The organism is Tenacibaculum litopenaei (assembly GCF_964514025.1).
Lineage (GTDB): Bacteria > Bacteroidota > Bacteroidia > Flavobacteriales > Flavobacteriaceae > Polaribacter > Polaribacter litopenaei.
Genome location: NZ_CAZEQT010000001.1, coordinates 449,005 through 464,596, shown reverse-complemented (window position 1 = coordinate 464,596; position 15,592 = coordinate 449,005). Strand labels below are relative to the sequence as shown.

The following is a 15,592-nucleotide window of genomic DNA, read 5'->3' as shown; positions in this document are numbered from 1 at the left end:
GGTTCAGAAGTAACAAACAGCCCCCTCAGCAAAGAAATCTATTTGTTTCCCCTTTTTCACGGTAGCATTTAACTACCCCAAGTAATTGCTTTTCCCTTTGGAAAAGTAATTGCTTTTTATAGCTGGTAGTAATCACTCTTACCGTTCTGATACTAATAAATGCTGTTGCTCAGCAAAATCTTTTCCCCATTGATCCATCGCCATGATCACGGGCAATAAGGATCTACCTTCTTCCGTCAATGCATAGGCTACTTTAGGAGGAACTTCAGGATATACCGTTCGGGTTACTAAACCGTCCTTTTCCAGGGCTCTAATGGCATAACTAAACATTCTGTTCGATATCCCCGCAATGGATTTTTGTAAAACTCCAGAGCGTTGAGGACCGTCTTTGAGGTGATACATGATAAGTGTTTTGTATTTGTCACCAATTAAATGCAATACAAATGCTAAAGAACACACAAACTCTTTGTCTTTATAAACTATTTTCTGGCTTTGCATAGAAGTCTTATTTTGGGTAGGTACCATGGGGACTAACAAATATACCGAAATTTAAAAAAATCGTATAAATCGAATTTCATAGGGATTCAAACCTTGAATAATACAAATTCCTATAACCAAGATTGCCTAAAGCGATACTACCGTTTGAGTCCCCCATCTTGATATTATAAATAAAAGTACCTATAATTTAGTTTAAAAAATATCCTGATCCAACAAATCTAAACACAGGCTTTGACAGTCCATTTATTTACTACTTTAATGAATAGGATTTTAAAATAGTCCTATCTTGTGGGAGGAGGTCGTTCTATTAACGTAATAAAAACATAATTCCCTGCCCCTCTCCATATTTTTTAACTACCTTTAAAACACTGTTAATCAACCCAAAAAAAACTGCGAGGAAATTACTATTTAGAATTATAATATTGCTGTCAATTTCCTTTTTCATATGTAACTGCAACACATCAGAGGTCGCTTCTACAACAGAAGAATATCACAATTTTCAAAACCTAGGGGTTAAAGAAAGTGATTTTTTAAAATTAGATATTCTTAGATCAAAAGGAAACACTTTGAATGATAAAAAAGACTTTGCTTTAAGGTTAAACTTATACAAGGCTTATTATAAAAAAGAGGGTGAGAAGGAGGTATTCTTTGCCCCAGTTAGAATGTTTGGTGATTATCCAAGAGATTACTTATTTGTAAAAATAAACAACGTCGTAACAGAACGTTTTTTTACTTATATCGGTAAGTATAAGAAAGAAATACATATTCACGATTTAAAAGGAACACTTATTGATATTATTAAAATTAATAGTAAAGGAATTGGAAGTTCTGTTTTGAATAAATCAACGGCTAGTAAAAATGAACTATGCCCAAAAACGGTATACATAAAATGTAGTTCCGGCCAACATAGTTTTGAAAATGAAGAAACAGTACATTCTTGTAGTTATTGGGATAACGCTGATAAAGGGAATCCCCCTTCAATGTTTGTTCAATTTTCTTCTTGCGAAACTCCTATCCCAGGAGGTGGTGGAAGTGTAGGTCCCGGAGGGTCTGATTCAGGAGGGAATTCTGTAACAGTCCCTGGAGGTGGTAGTGGAGGTGGGCTTCCCATAACTGATATGTGTTTAATGAGGACAGACTGTGATTATTGTCCTAAACTTAAAAGAACGGTCACAAAAAAAGAATGTGAAGATATAATTATCAATTATTTAAGTGGAAAATCAAAATGTGTATATGATAAATTAACTAGGTCTAGTAGAAACTTTAAAGACATGATTAAAAAGTTTGATGGTCAATTTCCCGTTAGTCATTTAAAATTCACAATAAATAATAGTATTGGCTTAAACACATATGGTATTACTATCCCTCCAGTAGATTATATTACTGAAATTCAAATAAATGAAAACAGACTATCTAACTTATCAGATTTAGGAGTTGCAGCAACATTAGCCCATGAATTAATTCATGCTGAAATTTTCAGAAAATTGTTATCCGCTGCTCAGCGTGGTGATTTAAACACTGCAATTATGAGTCAACAAGAAGCTGAGAACTATGTTAATTCATTAAAAGATAATTTTCCCGGATTATATAATTATTATGTAGAAAGATGGAATCCAATGTGGAATCATAATATGATGGCTTCCCATTACAGAACTACCATAGCAGATATTTTACAGAGTTTTGATAATAATAGACTTTCCCGTTCAAAATATGAAGCTATAGCATGGGCTGGTTTGGGTGAAATAGAAAATAACCAAAGTACTATAGCTTGGCAAAATTTGATTTCTAGCGAACAACAAGCCATTACTAATATACTAAATAAACATTTTTTTTAATGGAACTTCAAATTGTAATTAATTATGGATAAAATATTTTTGTTTTTATTTTTACTAATAGGGGGTAATATTCTGTCACATTCTCAAGAAAAGAAAGATGATTATTTTGTATTTCATAAAGGAGGAGAAAAACATTTAAAACCAATTAAGTATATACTTTTCAATTCAAAAATTCATAAAAAAAATAAGTCTAATGAAAAAGTATATTTCTACATAGAAGGTGAAGTATTTAAATTTTCTAAAAGAAAAAATAAAATAGATACTTGTAATATTAAGAATCTAAAAAAAATCAAAATTTCAAAAACTAATCAATTATCTAGCAATGAATTTAAATTTATTAAACAAAAATTGAAAGAAGATAAGTATTGGAAAGATAAAAAAGATCAGTATCTAATACCGATAACAAATAACCACAATTATTTTAAAGTTATAATTATAGAAAAATATAAAGATAAGCTTTTGAAATATGATGTTGATTGGACTTATATAGGAACAAGAGGGTTTAAGGTTAAATAATTCATAATTTATAAAAACCAAAAAGCATAAATTAATTTGATCATCCTCTAAGTTTAGGTCAGAAAAACAGTTAAATAAATTATTTAGCAACTGATTTATTATCCTATTTTTTTTAGGAATTAGACACTTTTAATGATATTTGATTTTGGATTCCTCACGCCTTCCTTGAGCTATTGGCACAAATCTATGTTCAGGTAGGTATTTTCATATTCTACCGCTCTCCATAGTTGTTCAACATATACAGTATCAATAGCACTTCCTTTTCCAGGACTCTAATGGCATAACTAAACATTCTGTTCGATATCCCCGCAATGGATTTTTGTAAAACTCCAAAGCGCTGAGGACCGTCTTTGAGGTAATACATGATAAGTGTTTTGTATTTGTCACCAATTAAATGCACTACAAATGCTAAAAAACACACAAACTCTTTGCCTTTATAAACTATTTTCTGGCTTTGCATAGAAGTCTTATTTTGGGTAGGTACCATGGGGACTAACAAATATACCGAAATTCAAAAAAATCGTATCTTCATCGCGATAACTGGCCGTTATTCAAAAAATTGCTAGCCATGAAAAGAATTACAAAAATTAGCCTTAACCTACTAGTATTGACTTTTTTCACCCTGGGATGCCGTGAAGAAAAAAAGAAAAAAACAGTCCTATTGGATGGGTCTTGGAGTAAAGTACAAAAAGACAATAATGAACATTTTGGCCTTAGCTTTTCGGATACAAAAATTGAATTATTTAATGGTTTTATTCGGTATGAAAGAGACTCCACATCTGGGGTGCATAGAAAAAACTACAAAGGCCTTACTACTCGCTATGAAGTGAGAAAAGACAGCATTTTTATAAAAGATCCTTTCAGTCAAAATTGGAAATTTAGTTGGCGTATAAAAAAGCTACTAAAAAACACTTTGGTGTTAGAACGAAACAATTCTACTTTTATCGAGTTAAAGAGAATAACCTCCATTCCGAGCTTCGATTTTGACCAAATTGTCTTTTCTCGTTCTGGTTGTTACGGCTATTGCCCCGTACTCGATATTTCATTACATAAAAATGGAGAAGTATATTATCAAGGCGAAGGTTATATACATCCCTTAGGTTTTTATAGATCAAAAACCAACAGTGCTCAAAAAACTCAGATTTTCTCAAAATTTCGTAATATAGCCATTGACAGTCTATCAGATGTGTATTCAGCAAGCCACACAGATGATGAAACCATAACAACTACCTTCATAAAAAATGGCCGCATAATAAAAACCATTTACGACTATGGAAAATCTGGTCCCAAAGAATTGGTATGGGCTTACGTTCCTATCGAGAATCTTTACACTCAACTAAAGTTTGATAGTATACTTAACGATGACGCCATTTATCCTAAGCTTCACTACCACTACTTTCAAAAAGACTCCAAGATTGTAACCTTAGAGAAGTCAGAAAGTTTTTATTTATCGACTGAAATTCAAAAATCTAAGATTGTCCAAACAAATTTTCAACCTGAATATCAAATAAGATTTACAGTAAGCTCCCCCGGTTGGATAAATGCCCCAACCGAAAAGAAAACACCTAAAATCGAGTTAGTTAAAATTGTAACAGACGGAAGATTGTTTAAATTTTCTTTCAAAAATCACAAATCGATTACCCGTGATTTAGGCTATAATTTTATTTCGAGGAATTTTACGCAAGCGGATTTCAAATTGAAAACAGCCTACCATTAATACGGACGAAAACAATCGTAATTACTTTTTCAAAGAGAAAAAATACTTTTACATTAACCCACATAAAATTGCATTACATACCTTTCGGTACCAAAATGAAATCCTATGCCTAAACATTTAATTTGTCTTTTAGTAATAGGTAGTATTTTACTTATAAATTGTTCTGGAAATACTACTAAAAATTCATCATCCAACTTCCGTAACAAAAAAACATTACTAGACAGTCTAGCAAAGTTAAAACAGCACACTCTAGACACATTTATTATCAACACAACAAAAGCACAAAAAGCTAGTGATTTTAAATTGAATAAAAATTGGGCTTATAGTAAAGAAACGGTACAATCGATACCGAAGAGGGTAATAGAAAAGTGGCCTGATAAAGGGAAAATATTTATAAACGAATTTAAAAATCTAAAAATCAAAAAGACTAAACTCGACACTACAATTATATTAACACGAAATAATTGCATGGTAGTTAGCGATTTGTATTATGATCGTTACGAGGATAAAAAAGGCGTATATGGAATTAAATATTATGACAAATCTAACCTAGTTTACAGTCCAGAAGATAGACACTTAACCGATTTTGTACTCTACAAAAAGGAAACAACTCTTAAAAAACATTTTAATTTCGATACGGATGTAGCTTATGACGAACTTCTAAAAAGTTATAATCAAACCATAAAAAACCTAGATTCTGTAAACTATATTTTGGTACTTGATAATGTGTTATACCAAAAAACTAATCGTCTTTTTGACAAATTTATATCTGGTCATTTAGCAACAAAAGTAAGCTTGTTTGATTGCACGAAAAGTAAAATAGTACTAAGCGATTTAATTTTAGCTTCTAATAGTGAAACCCTATTTACCAGACATTTAACAAACGATAATAACAGTACAAGGCAAGCTAATAAAGAATATTTTGACAACGAAAGCTTTAAAGACCTCATACGAAATCGAAACAAGAAAATATTGAATTTGATAAATAGGTCTTCTGATTCAATTGCGAAGAAACAAGCACCACCTAACTAACTTACAAACAAAACATTAAATAAAGTACTTCAATCTAAGCACTTATTACATATAAAACTAGAGGTTTTGATGAGTTTCGTACTTTTAAACAAAAATGCTTATCAAAACCTACGGTGCAGCTCTGTTTGGCATTGATGCAACTACCGTAATCATCGAAGTCAATATTGATATGGGCATAGGCTATCACCTTGTTGGACTTCCCGACAATGCCGTCAAAGAGAGTTCTTATCGCATTATGGCCGCTCTCAAAAACACCGGTTACAAACTTCCAGGAAAAAAGATCATTATCAACATGGCTCCAGCGGATCTCCGAAAAGAAGGTACTGCCTATGACCTTCCTATTACCCTCGGTATACTAGCCGCTTCTGGCCAGATACACTGTTCTAACCTACACGAATACATTATTATGGGAGAACTCTCCTTAGACGGAGGTTTACACCCCATAAAAGGAGCCCTCCCCATTGCTATTCAAATGCAGAAAGAAGGTTTTAAACATTTCATTCTCCCCCAACCCAATGCCTTAGAAGCCTCCGTAGTCAGTGGTATAGACATCCTCGCCGCTCAGCACCTCAGCGAGGTCATCGAACATTTTACTGGAGCTACACCGCTCACCACTGTAGTCACAGACCCCGCTATTTTTTGCCAATATTCCAACGCCTACACTATGGATTTCTCCGATGTTAAAGGCCAAGAAGGCATCAAACGCTGTATGGAAATTGCCGCCGCAGGAGGGCATAACCTATTGCTTATTGGTCCGCCCGGAGCCGGAAAAACTATGTTGGCAAAAAGACTACCTACCATACTTCCTCCCATGACACTTGAAGAAGCTTTGGAAACTACGAAAATCCATTCCGTTACCGGCGTACGATCGCATGCCGGACTGGTACAAGTACGTCCGTTTAGAGCTCCTCACCACACCATCTCAGACGTCGCCCTCGTCGGTGGTGGTCAATATCCCCAGCCCGGCGAGATATCACTGGCCCACAACGGCGTGCTCTTCCTAGATGAACTCCCCGAGTTTAAACGCAGTGTACTCGAAGTCATGCGACAACCTCTGGAAGATAGAAATGTCACCATTTCTAGAGCAAAATTTACCGTAAATTACCCCAGTAGCTTTATGCTGATCGCCAGCATGAATCCCAGTCCTAGTGGGTACTTCCCCGGCTCCAACCAATTTCCAGCTCCTTCCTCGTACGAAATGCAGCGCTACCTGCAAAAGTTATCGGGACCTTTACTCGATCGCATTGACATGCATGTTGAAGTTCTCCCGGTGCCATTTGACAAACTAACGACCAAAAATCATTCAGAAAACTCAGAGACTATTAGAAAACGCGTTTGTCAAGCTCGCGAATTGCAAACAATCCGCTTTCAGTCATCCCCCAACATCCACTACAACGCACAAATGAGCAGTGCTCAACTACATCACCACTGCGCATTGAGTCCAGCTTGCTTAGCACTCATCAAAACTGCCATGAAACAACTCGCTCTGTCCGCTAGAGCCTATGATAAAATACTAAAGGTATCGCGTACCATTGCCGATCTGGATCAGTCCCCCACACTCAAAGAACAACACCTCTCCGAAGCTATTTTGTACCGAAGTCTCGACAGAACCCACTGGTTTTGAACAACAAAAAATAAAAAAACGTCCTCCAAACAATGCAAAACGAGGTACTCTCAACCTGTAAAACGACCCAAAACACGAATTTTAACCACTTCCCAGCAGTGAATACAATTTTAACAGGACCAGTTTATCTAATTATTACTAACTTAGTCACCCATTAAACACTATAATTAAATCTCAGATGAAAAAATTTTTCTATTTAGCATTAGCGTCCCTGGCTATTGTTTCCTGCAAAAAAGAGGCTAAAGACTACCTTACCTTCAGCGGTAAGATCACCAATAAAAACTCAGACTCTTTGGTAATTGCCAACCCTAGATTAGGATTTAAAAGAGTTATTAAAGTACAAGAAGACGGTACTTTTAAAGATACAATGAAGATTCCTACGGGAGTATATCGTTTATTTGACGGTCGTGAAGTGACAACTGCCTACTTAAAAAATGGGGCTGATATCAACATGACTTTAGATACCAAAGAATTTGACGAAACAGTAAACTATACTGGAGCAGGTTCAGAGGAGAGTAACTACTTGGCAAAAGCAGCGTTAAAAGAAATCAAGTTCATGCAAGACGAAACCTTAATGGATTTAGAGCAAGACGCATTTGACGCAAAGGTAACTGCTTATGAAAAAGAATTCAACGACCTTATTGACAGCAAAACTTTTGATTCTACTTTTACTGCTAACCAAAAACAAAACTTAGGGTATCTTAAGCAGTATTTAAAAAGAGCCTATGATGAAAAGGCATATATCAAAAAGAACCTAGCAAAAGGAATGGCCTCTCCTAAATTCGTTGCCTACGAAAACCACAAAGGAGGAGAAGTTTCTTTAGACGATTTAAAAGGTAAATACGTATATATCGACATGTGGGCGACTTGGTGTCAACCATGTAAAAATGAAATTCCTTTCTTAAAGAAAGTAGAAAAGGAATTCCACGATAAAAACATCGAATTCGTAAGTATCTCTGTTGACAGAGCCAACGATTACGAAGTTTGGAAGAAAATGGTTGCTGAAAAAGAATTGACTGGTTTACAGTTATACGCTAAGCAAGATAAGTCATTTGCAGACGCTTACCGCGTTTCTGGAATTCCAAGATTTATCTTATTAGATCCAGAAGGAAATATCGTTGATGCAAATGCACCAAGACCTTCTAACCCTAAATTAGTAGAGTTATTCAAATCTTTAGAGATTTAATTCTAGATAAATAGTTAAGAAAAAACTCACCGATTGGTGAGTTTTTTTGTTAGGACCGTTTGATGTTCACAGGATATTAACAAATTTTGCTTCTTTAGATTAATTAAAAATAATATCTTTGCAGCATGGACATCTGCCTTTCAAATACATCGATACAAGTACGCTATAGCCGAAGAAATTCTTATGAGTTGGTTTTAGAACACAAAACCATCGCGCTTAGATTTTGCCAGTTGTTAGCACTCAGAGCAAAAGTACTTGAACTTACAGAAATAGGTGCCCTAGAAGAACTCATCAACGGAGACAACTTCGTATTGCTATTTGTCGCTGATAAACAGCACGTACTCTACCTCGACGTAGCGCAATTATTAGCTGTTAAAGAAGCTTTGGCCTACACTTTTCAGGATACTACCTACAGCTACTAAGACTTACTAAGACTTTGTATAAATTACTCTTTCGCGTTTTTGACGCGCTTATAATCTGTACCTTTATACTATCTAAAACATAGTATCATGGAAACAGCAATCAGAAGAGATATGATCTTACATGTTGAGGTCGTTGATTTATTAAATAAACAAATTATGATGGAGCAAAAAGCTTCGTCAAAATACTTAGCAATGGCTTCTTGGTGTGATCAACGTGAGTTGAGAAATAGCGCGACCTATTTTTACGCGCAGGCAGAAGAGGAAAGAGCTCATATGATGAAAATCTTCAAATTTGTTAACGATAACGGTGGAAGCGCTTTGTCACCTACCGTTGCCGATGTCCCTCACGAATTTGAAAGTTTACGCGCCGTTTTCGAAGCTTCTTTAGACGCTGAAATCGAAGTAACGAAAGCCATACACCACGTTTTTAAAACCTCTAGACAGTTAGGTGATTTCACCTCTGAAATCTTCTTACAATGGTTCGTTACAGAACAAGCAGAAGAGGAGGAAAAAGTACGTGATATCTTAGACATGATCGATTTAATGGGCGATATGCCTTTAAAAATGATCGACGAACGCATACCTACAGCCTAAGCTGTACCATTTATTCGTAACAAAAACTAAAAAAGCCTCAACGAGTGTTGAGGCTTTTTTAGTTTTTACAGCATTTGTTATTTGATATTAAAAACAGTTTTCATCATCGTCGCTGTTTTTTCAATGGCCGTTCCATGTCCGCCGTTAGGTACGAGAACCACCTTTGCTTTTTTCGATTTTAAAAAGGCAATTTCAGCGCTAGACAACGGTCCTACTTGTGCGTCTCGATCTCCGTATACATAGGTTACTTTTGAGAGGTCCTTAAGAGCGGCCCATTCTTTAGTATACCTGTGATACCCTAATCCAGCCGCCAATTTTGACATATTTTTTTGCTTAACACCAGGTATATTGTGCGCTTCGATCGTATAATTTCCCGACGCGTCAAATACATAACGCGTTACCATCCCTTTGCTAAATGGCTCCCAAGTTTCCTTGTCGATATCGAGGCGTCCTACGGAAATTAAATAACCATCTGCCACGTCCTTTCCGTAATTAGCTATTAGCTCTTGGGTCATAAAAGCACCGAAAGAAATCCCGAGTACATACACCTTTTTCTTCGGCTGCGCCTTGTAAAAGTCTACCACCTTCTTTAGGTTAGCCACACTCTCCTGATCGTATTTTTTTGCCTGATCAAAACTAATTTCTCGACTAGTAAACAAGGATGGTTTTGCGGTTTGTACTTGATGAACATTCACCACCAAGGCTTGATCTTTAATACCTGCTTTTGTTAGTATATCTCCTAAGGTTCGTTCATCTAAAGCCGTTTCCGGGCCTCCTTGTGTATTGATGATAACTGTATTGGAATTCCTATTGCCGTGAAAGGTCACCAGTTTTGCTATCTGTTTAACATCGGTTGTCGGGTTGTCTAATGTGTCTTTTTCATTACAAGCTGTCAAACAGCAAACTGCTACAACGAGTAGCAGCATTTTTTGCATCATAGTTTTCATTTGTTTTGGGTTTTAATTATTGTAGGTAAAACAGCTCAACCTCCACTTCCCCAACTGAATTTTAAAGGTTTAACAGCGGATTAACAACAGCTCTTAAAAAAGGGCTTCCTTTCTTAAAAAACTCCCAAACTATGTTAACAAAAAAAAACCTCCAAATAACGTATTTGGAGGTTTTGAATATCAACTACGAAGTAGTCTTTATGCTATTAGTATCTGTAGTGCTCAGGCTTAAATGGTCCTGCTACGGTTACACCAATGTACTCAGCCTGATCTTGACGTAACTCTGTCAACTCAACACCGATTTTCTTTAAGTGTAATTTTGCTACTTTCTCATCTAAGTGTTTTGGCAACATGTAAACTTCGTTCTTATACGCTTCTGAATTGTTCCACAATTCGATTTGCGCCAATGTTTGATTAGTAAACGAATTCGACATTACGAAACTCGGGTGTCCTGTAGCACAACCTAAGTTTACCAAACGTCCTTCTGCCAAAATAATGATATCATTACCATGTACGTTGTACTTGTCAACCTGAGGCTTGATTTCTACCTTGCTCGCTCCGTGCTCTCCGTTTAACCAAGCCATATCGATTTCGTTATCGAAGTGACCGATGTTACAAACGATGGTTTTATCTTTCATTGCTTCGAAGTGCTCTCCGCGAACGATATCTTTGTTTCCAGTCGTTGTAATTACAATATCAGCATTACCAACTACGGTTTCTAACTTTTTTACTTCAAATCCGTCCATTGCCGCTTGTAAGGCACAAATTGGATCGATTTCAGTCACGGTTACAATACTTCCTGCCCCTCTAAATGAAGCAGCAGTTCCTTTACCTACATCTCCGTATCCACATACTACAACGCGTTTTCCAGCTAACATTACATCTGTAGCTCGGCGAATAGCATCTACTGCTGATTCTTTACATCCGTATTTGTTATCGAATTTAGACTTCGTTACAGAATCGTTTACGTTAATTGCAGGCATTGGCAATGTTCCGTTTTTCATACGCTCGTATAAACGGTGTACTCCTGTGGTTGTTTCTTCTGACAATCCTTTGATTCCGTCAACTAAGTGTGGGTACTTATCCAATACCATATTGGTTAAATCTCCACCGTCATCTAAAATCATATTCAAAGGTTGCTTATCCTCACCGAAGAATAACGTTTGCTCGATACACCAGTCAAACTCTTCTTCGTTCATTCCTTTCCATGCATATACTGAAGTTCCAGCAGCAGCAATCGCAGCAGCAGCTTGATCTTGAGTAGAGAAAATATTACAAGAACTCCAAGTAACCTCAGCTCCTAATGCTTGTAAAGTCTCGATTAATACAGCCGTTTGAATCGTCATGTGTAAACAACCTGCAATGCGTGCTCCTTTTAACGGTTGCTCCTCTTTATACTCTTCGCGTAAGCTCATTAATCCAGGCATTTCTGCCTCTGCCAACTCAATTTCTTTTCTTCCCCAATCAGCTAAAGAAATATCTTTAACTTTGTAAGGAACGTATGTAGCTGTATTTGTGCTCATATTTTTTGTATATTTATTATCAATCTTTCGAGCTGCAAAGTTACGGAATAACTTTTTAATTTATGCCTATTTACAAAACTGTAACACTTGTTAACAATATTAAAGTATTGATTTGGAAGATAGAAGAGTCTATCGAAGAATTAACGACTGGAATCACGTTGACAGCAACGAGTCAAAACCGCGTGGATGCCATGAAGTCAGAACTCCACCAAAAAGGTTTTCTCAGTATCCGGCATTTACTCAAAGAAGAAGGCTATACCGATAGCGATTTGCGCTATGACGAATTCGGAAAACCACACCTGAACAACGGTCATCACATTTCCATTACGCACTCATTTACCTTTACGGCCATTATTATTTCACCTGAACATCCGGTAGGAATCGATATCGAAAAACGCCGCGATAAAATTGTGAAAATTGCCCACAAATTCACCCCTATAGACGCCTATAAGTCCATCGCCAACCACGATGCCCTGGTGAGTAAACTCACGGTAGTTTGGGGAGCTAAAGAAAGTTTATACAAAATATACGGAAAGAAAAAACTGTTGTTTCTAGACCATATCTACATTGAAGACTTTGCCTTTGAAGATCAAAAAACTTCTGGTACAATCTTGTACGAAAGTAAAACGGACGACTACGATGTGCACTTTGAAGAAATTGAGGATTTTACCTGCGTATACGCCTTTTAGCGGGGCGATTATGTGCTGAGAACTTCGTACCTTAGCCCCCCTTGAATGAATCAATTATGCAAATATCTGTCGAGCTTACCTTGAGTCCGCTACAAAACGAATTCGAAGCACCAATTATCGCGTTTATTAAAAAATTACGCGCTTCCGGTTTAACGGTTATTGAAAATCCACTGAGTACCCAAGTGTACGGCGACTACGATGTCGTGATGCCTTTGCTACACTCCGAGATAAAAAATGCCTTTGAATTGATGGAAAACGGACTTATCTTCCTGAAAATTGTAAAATCTAACCGAAGCGATTATGAGCCAAATTTTTGATTTTCTCTTCGGGCAATACAGTAGCTACGCCCCATTGGATGTAGCCTTAGAATTTATCGCTGTAATTTTTGGAGGACTCTCCGTTTGGTTCTCGAAAAAAAATAATATTTGGGTATTCCCTACAGGTATGTTAAGTACCGCTATTTTCGTGTACCTGCTGTTGAAATGGGAACTGCTTGGAGACATGATGATCAATGCCTACTATTTTATCATGAGTGTATACGGGTGGTATGTTTGGACCCAAAAGGTAAACGGCGCCGAAGTGACTCCCATCTCTAGAACTACGAACAAAGAAAAACGCATTAGTGTACTCATTTTTATAGCGACGCTATTATTTGTATTTGCCGTATACCAAACCTTTGACAAATGGAATTCTTGGACCGCCTATGTAGACACCGTAACGACCGCTGTTTTCTTTGTCGGAATGTGGTTAATGGCCCGCAGAAAAATAGAAAACTGGATCTATTGGATTTTAGGCGATTTAATTTCCATACCTTTGTATTTCTATAAAGGATTCACCTTTACCAGCATACAATATTTAGTTTTCACCTTCATCGCTATATTCGGATATATTTCATGGAAAAAGCACTTAAGCAACGCGACATTAACCTAGTCAAGGTAGTTTTATTCGGTCCTGAAAGTACAGGAAAAACGACGCTCTCTGAGCAGCTTGCTCGTCATTACAATACTGTTTGGGCTCCGGAATACGCCAGAGAATACCTACAAGACAAATGGAACAACGAGCGAAAAACCTGTGAAGAAAGCGATTTAATTCCCATAGCTGAAGGGCAGATGAAATTGGAAAATGACCTCGCTTTAAAAGCAGATAAAGTACTTATTTGTGATACCGATTTGCTAGAAACTAAGGTGTACTCTGAGCAATATTACGGAGGTTTTGTTGACCCAAAACTCGATGCGGCCGCTCAAGAGAACACCTACGATGTGTATTTCTTGACCTATATTGATACGCCATGGGTAGCCGACGACTTGCGAGACAGACCTGAACAACGTGAAGAAATGTTCAACGCTTTTGAAGATGCTCTTAAAAAATATGAAAAGCCCTACGTTTTACTCAAAGGAGACAAAACGACCCGCTTGCAAAAAGCAGTGGCACATATCGATAAAATTTTGACAGAAAAAAGCAATTTATACACCTTTTCACAAAACTTATAAGCCCCCAACAGCACACACATACCCAATACTAGCTGAGTTAAGCACTAAATACGAACTCTTACAACCATCACAGTCAGTACCATAACGAGAAGACAGTAATTTTAATCCTGTAGGCTTCCCTCGAAAGCCGCTGATTAATCTAACTAAACAATTGTTCGTTATGCAACCAACCTATTCTAAACAACAAATTATCCACAGCCTATCGCTCGCCAGTAACAGCGCTTATGGCTTGAGCTTTCCCAATAATCAAGACTGCGGAAAATCATTTGAACAACTCCAGGGCTTTGTAAGTGGTCTCGCAACCGCACTACTCGCTCAAAAAGAAATTAAAAAACTCATCGGTGACGACTGGAAAGAAGTGTGGGGACCTGTCGTCTACGCTACCGACGAAAATTCTTCCGCCGCGATTGCCGACAATACGATGGGCGTATACTACAGCCCGCAGTTAAACCTCTTTGTGATTGCCATTGCCGGAACCAATCCTATTTCCTACTTCGGTTGGATGCACGAAGATTTTGATGTCAACAAAACTGTATCTTGGAAGTCTATTACAGGAAAGGGAAAAGGAGCTATTGCACAAGGTACCGCCAGAGGCCTTGAGATACTCACTAAAAAAATGAAATTCCAAGGAAGAGGTTTGTTAGAAGGACTACAACACTTCATTTATGAAAACGGTATCAAAGCTGCCGAAGTAGCCGTTGCCGGACATAGCCTAGGAGGAGCCCTTTCACCTGCTTTGGCACTGTATTTACTGCACACACAAGCTACCTGGGACACCACCAACTCCATGAAAATAGCCACCTATCCTTCGGCAGGTCCGACCATAGGAACTCATCCAAAACTCGGAGAAAGTTTTGTCAGTTACTACGAAAGTTTGCTTGCCAAAGACGGTGCACTTACCTTCGGAAAAATTGCCTACCACGCCGTTAAAAATGACCTCGACATCGTACCCATGGCATGGCAAGCCAGTACACTTGCAGCCATTCCAACGCTGTATCAAGATTTCGGAATTACACCAGACATGATTGGTCCGATAACTCAGATCGCCGCCATCAATAAAATCAGCACGCGTCCTTTACCACATGTAAAAAACTACCGACAAATACAACCGCTTACTGCACTCAAAGGTAGCTTTGACAAAGCCTCTGATCAGGTTTTGCGTACGAAATTTAGCTTTGTACGTTATTTTACACCCAAGCAGTTACACGCATTTACCCCAGCCCTGGAAAATCTGGTTCGTTTTTTAATGCAGGCGGGATATCAGCATACAACAGCCTATTCTAGTTTGCTTCAAATTACCCAATTTATGGATCGTTACGATGCATTGAGAACAGCGCTTATTCCTGACAATTGTACCCAAAAAGACTGTGTTCAAGATCAGGTAAGTACCTTGACAGGTATTGACATGACTCAGCTATTAGCCTTGCAACCAGAGCCTAGTACCGAAGAAGTATAAGAATGTTCGCTACAGATAAAAACAAGGGGTTTCTTTTCTACATGAAGGAAACCCCTTACCTTT

The 15,592-nt window shown here is 37.3% G+C and carries 17 protein-coding genes; 13 read left to right on the top strand and 4 right to left on the bottom strand.

The features are described 5' to 3' along the window. Window positions 1-138 precede the first annotated feature (138 nt). Window positions 139-498 (bottom strand): winged helix-turn-helix transcriptional regulator, encoded by a 360-nt coding sequence (locus ACKTS5_RS02015; protein ID WP_408042160.1) that lies wholly within the window; start codon window positions 496-498, stop codon window positions 139-141. A 566-nt stretch (window positions 499-1,064) separates the two neighbouring features. On the opposite strand from ACKTS5_RS02015, the gene ACKTS5_RS02010 reads away from it, so the two are divergent. Then, complete coding sequence (locus tag ACKTS5_RS02010) at window positions 1,065-2,333, top strand: hypothetical protein (RefSeq protein WP_408042159.1); 1,269 nt, start codon at window positions 1,065-1,067, stop codon at window positions 2,331-2,333. Window positions 2,334-2,357: 24 nt separating this feature from the next. After that, entirely contained in the window at window positions 2,358-2,849 is a 492-nt protein-coding gene (locus ACKTS5_RS02005; protein WP_408042158.1) for a hypothetical protein, read from the top strand. A gap of 211 nt (window positions 2,850-3,060) precedes the next feature. Here the strand turns inward: ACKTS5_RS02005 and ACKTS5_RS02000 are convergent, their stop codons facing one another. Then, entirely contained in the window at window positions 3,061-3,309 is a 249-nt protein-coding gene (locus ACKTS5_RS02000) for a winged helix-turn-helix transcriptional regulator (protein WP_408042157.1), read from the bottom strand. A 108-nt stretch (window positions 3,310-3,417) separates the two neighbouring features. Between ACKTS5_RS02000 and ACKTS5_RS01995 the strand changes: the two genes are divergently transcribed. The 6 genes from ACKTS5_RS01995 (at window position 3,418) to ACKTS5_RS01970 (ending at window position 9,424) form a co-directional block, all read left to right on the top strand. Beyond that, window positions 3,418-4,566, top strand: coding sequence for a DUF6438 domain-containing protein (locus tag ACKTS5_RS01995; RefSeq protein ID WP_408042156.1), 1,149 nt, complete (start codon window positions 3,418-3,420; stop codon window positions 4,564-4,566). Window positions 4,567-4,671: 105 nt separating this feature from the next. After that, window positions 4,672-5,598, top strand: coding sequence for a hypothetical protein (locus ACKTS5_RS01990; RefSeq protein WP_408042155.1), 927 nt, complete (start codon window positions 4,672-4,674; stop codon window positions 5,596-5,598). Between the two features lie 94 nt (window positions 5,599-5,692). Beyond that, window positions 5,693-7,222, top strand: coding sequence for a YifB family Mg chelatase-like AAA ATPase (locus tag ACKTS5_RS01985; RefSeq protein WP_408042154.1), 1,530 nt, complete (start codon window positions 5,693-5,695; stop codon window positions 7,220-7,222). 178 nt (window positions 7,223-7,400) lie between these two features. Continuing rightward, window positions 7,401-8,408: a TlpA family protein disulfide reductase gene (locus ACKTS5_RS01980; protein WP_408042153.1), complete on the top strand. Its 1,008-nt coding sequence runs from the start codon at window positions 7,401-7,403 to the stop codon at window positions 8,406-8,408. A gap of 125 nt (window positions 8,409-8,533) precedes the next feature. After that, window positions 8,534-8,830, top strand: coding sequence for a hypothetical protein (locus tag ACKTS5_RS01975; RefSeq protein WP_408042152.1), 297 nt, complete (start codon window positions 8,534-8,536; stop codon window positions 8,828-8,830). A gap of 87 nt (window positions 8,831-8,917) precedes the next feature. Continuing rightward, window positions 8,918-9,424: a ferritin gene (locus ACKTS5_RS01970; protein ID WP_408042151.1), complete on the top strand. Its 507-nt coding sequence runs from the start codon at window positions 8,918-8,920 to the stop codon at window positions 9,422-9,424. Window positions 9,425-9,501: 77 nt separating this feature from the next. Here the strand turns inward: ACKTS5_RS01970 and ACKTS5_RS01965 are convergent, their stop codons facing one another. Beyond that, window positions 9,502-10,371, bottom strand: a complete 870-nt coding sequence (locus ACKTS5_RS01965) for an alpha/beta fold hydrolase (RefSeq protein WP_408042150.1) — start codon at window positions 10,369-10,371, stop codon at window positions 9,502-9,504. 206 nt (window positions 10,372-10,577) lie between these two features. Next, entirely contained in the window at window positions 10,578-11,894 is a 1,317-nt protein-coding gene (ahcY, locus tag ACKTS5_RS01960; RefSeq protein WP_408042149.1) for an adenosylhomocysteinase, read from the bottom strand. Window positions 11,895-11,956: 62 nt separating this feature from the next. On the opposite strand from ahcY, the gene ACKTS5_RS01955 reads away from it, so the two are divergent. The 5 genes from ACKTS5_RS01955 to ACKTS5_RS01935 all read left to right on the top strand — a co-directional run bounded on the left by ACKTS5_RS01955 (window position 11,957) and on the right by ACKTS5_RS01935 (window position 15,529). Further along, window positions 11,957-12,583, top strand: a complete 627-nt coding sequence (locus ACKTS5_RS01955) for a 4'-phosphopantetheinyl transferase family protein (protein ID WP_408042148.1) — start codon at window positions 11,957-11,959, stop codon at window positions 12,581-12,583. Between the two features lie 56 nt (window positions 12,584-12,639). Further along, window positions 12,640-12,900 (top strand): hypothetical protein, encoded by a 261-nt coding sequence (locus ACKTS5_RS01950; protein ID WP_408042147.1) that lies wholly within the window; start codon window positions 12,640-12,642, stop codon window positions 12,898-12,900. Next, a complete protein-coding gene (pnuC, locus tag ACKTS5_RS01945; protein ID WP_408042146.1) occupies window positions 12,884-13,513 on the top strand; it encodes a nicotinamide riboside transporter PnuC in 630 nt (209 codons plus the stop codon). The genes ACKTS5_RS01950 and pnuC overlap by 17 nt, the downstream gene beginning before the upstream one ends. Next, on the top strand, window positions 13,477-14,073 hold the full coding sequence (locus ACKTS5_RS01940) for an AAA family ATPase (protein WP_408042145.1): 597 nt from the start codon (window positions 13,477-13,479) through the stop codon (window positions 14,071-14,073). Before pnuC ends, ACKTS5_RS01940 begins: the two co-directional genes overlap by 37 nt. A 160-nt stretch (window positions 14,074-14,233) precedes the next feature. Beyond that, entirely contained in the window at window positions 14,234-15,529 is a 1,296-nt protein-coding gene (locus ACKTS5_RS01935) for a lipase family protein (protein ID WP_408042144.1), read from the top strand. Window positions 15,530-15,592 lie beyond the last annotated feature (63 nt).